Origin of the sequence: Ramlibacter sp. (assembly GCF_035706265.1) — a bacterium.
Taxonomy (GTDB): domain Bacteria; phylum Pseudomonadota; class Gammaproteobacteria; order Burkholderiales; family Burkholderiaceae_C; genus Ramlibacter.
This window is the reverse complement of sequence record NZ_DASSVG010000636.1, coordinates 1-2,246: the sequence shown is the minus strand read 5'-3', so window position 1 is coordinate 2,246 and position 2,246 is coordinate 1. Positions and strand designations below refer to the sequence as shown.

2 protein-coding genes are annotated in these 2,246 nt (G+C 70.5%); one reads left to right on the top strand and one right to left on the bottom strand.

The genetic code is table 11. From position 1 onward, the window contains the following. On the bottom strand, positions 1-1,016 hold a 1,016-nt coding region (locus tag VFM98_RS22890; RefSeq protein WP_325112200.1), incomplete at its 3' end, for a DNA-3-methyladenine glycosylase 2 family protein. A 112-nt stretch (positions 1,017-1,128) separates the two neighbouring features. On the opposite strand from VFM98_RS22890, the gene VFM98_RS22885 reads away from it, so the two are divergent. Then, positions 1,129-2,246, top strand: a 1,118-nt coding sequence (locus VFM98_RS22885) for a phosphomannomutase/phosphoglucomutase (protein ID WP_325112199.1), incomplete at its 3' end; no start/stop codon positions are given.

Below are 2,246 nucleotides of genomic sequence, written 5' to 3'. Positions count from 1 at the left end.
GCCGCCGCCACCGTGATCTGCTGGCCCAGCACGGCCCGCACGGCCAGCTCGTAGCCGCTCAGCGAGCCCGGCACGCGCAGCCCGTCGCCGAGCGGGAAGCTGCCATGCAGCCGCGCGTTGATCGCCTGCGGATCGGCGTCGAGATCGAAGGCGGCCCGCACGCGGCGGATCAGCAGCGGCAGCACGCCGTGCAGCGATTCGCTCACGCGCAGCACCAGCTGCGACTGCGCGGCGTCGAAGTCGGCGCTCAGCCAGCCTTCCCAGCGCCGTCCGGCGACATCGAGCGCCAACGTGCGCGCGAGTTGCCGCTCGCCGACCGCCTCCACGCCTTCGATGGCCCGGGTGCGGAAGAAACCCAGCATCGCCTCGACGTCGTACGGCGGCCGCAATCCGAGCCGCACTTCGCAGCTCGCCTCGCGCACGCCGCCTTCGCGCCGCAGCGCGTTGGGGCTCATGCCGTACTGCGCCGCGAACACGGCGTTGAAGCGGCGCACGCTGGCGAAGCCGCTCAGGAGCGCGATCTCGGTGACCGGCAGGCGCGTGTCGGCCAGCAGCTGCTTGGCGCTCAGCAGCCTGCGCGTCTGCAGGTACTGCAAGGGCGAGACGCCCAGCTGCGCCTCGAAGATGCGGCGCAGATGGCGGTCGCTGATGCCCAGCCGCTTCGCCACGCCCTCGATCGAAGGCGCTTCGGCGCTCCACGCTTCCGGTTCGTCGAGCAGCCGGGCGGCCTGCTGGGCCAGCACGGCGCTCGCGTCGTTGAGCGACCAGCGCAAGCCCTGCGGCGCCAGCTCGGGGCGGCAGCGCAGGCAGGGCCGGAAGCCGGCGCTCTCCGCCTGGGCGGCCAGGGCGAAGAAGCGGCAGTTCTCGCGCCGCGGCGTGCGCACCTTGCAGACCGGCCGGCAGTAGATGCCGGTCGAGGTCACGCCGGTGAAGAACGAGCCGTCGAAACGCGCGTCGCGCGTCTTCAGCGCCAGGTAGCAGGCATCGGGATGCAGGGACGGCTCGACGGGGCTCATGCAGCCCATGATACGCACCGCGCCGGGCAGGACTGGCCGTTTCCGGACATGTTCCCGCAGGCGGCCCCTCTTAGAATGCGCCGGACCCGACCCGAAGAAAGCAAGCAGATCCATGCAGCTCAGCCCCAGCATCTTCAAGGCCTACGACGTCCGCGGCATCGTCCCGTCGACGCTGAACGAAGAGGTGGCCCAGGCCCTCGGCCGGGCCTTCGGCACCCTGGCCCGCAAGGAAGGCGAGAAGACCGTGGCCGTCGGCCGCGATGGCCGCCTGAGCGGCCCCTCGCTCTCGGCCGCCCTCGTGCGCGGCCTCACCGCCGCCGGCGTCGACGTGATCGACTTGGGCATGTGCACCACGCCCATGCTGTACTTCGGCGCCAATACGCTCGCCACCAGCGGCATCCAGGTCACCGGCAGCCACAACCCGAAGGACTACAACGGCTTCAAGATGGTGCTGGCCGGCCGCGCCATCTACGGCGACGAGATCCAGTCGCTGCGCCGCATGATCGAGAGCCAGGGCTGGGACGAGCCGCCGCAGCAGGGCACGATCCGCAACGTCAACGTCCTCGGCCCCTACCGCGACCGCATCAAGGGCGACATCCACCTCGCCCGGCCGATGAAGATCGTCGTGGATTGCGGCAACGGCGTCGCCGGCGCCTCGGCCCCCGACATCTTCCGCGCCATCGGCTGCGAGGTGATCGAGATGTACAGCGAGGTGGACGGCAACTTCCCGAACCACCATCCCGACCCGAGCAAGCCCGAGAACCTGCGCGACCTGATCGCGAAGCTGAAGGAAACGGGCGCCGAGCTGGGCCTCGCCTTCGACGGCGACGGCGACCGCCTGGGCGTGATCGATTCGGAAGGCAACACCATCTGGCCCGATCGGCAGATGATGCTCTACGCCGCCGACGTGCTGTCGCGCGTGCCCGGCGCGCCGATCCTGTTCGACGTCAAGTGCACGCAGCGGCTCGGGCCCGCCATCGCGGCGGCCGGCGGCCGGCCCATGATGTACAAGACCGGCCACTCGCTGATCAAGGCGAAGATGAAGGAAGTGGGCGCGCCACTGGGCGGCGAGATGAGCGGCCACATCTTCTTCAAGGAGCGCTGGTACGGCTTCGACGACGGCACCTACGCCGGGGCCCGCCTGCTGGAGATCCTCAGCCGCTCACCCGACGCCAGCGCGGTGCTGAACGCGCTGCCCACCAGCTTCTCCACCCCCGAGCTGAACGTCGC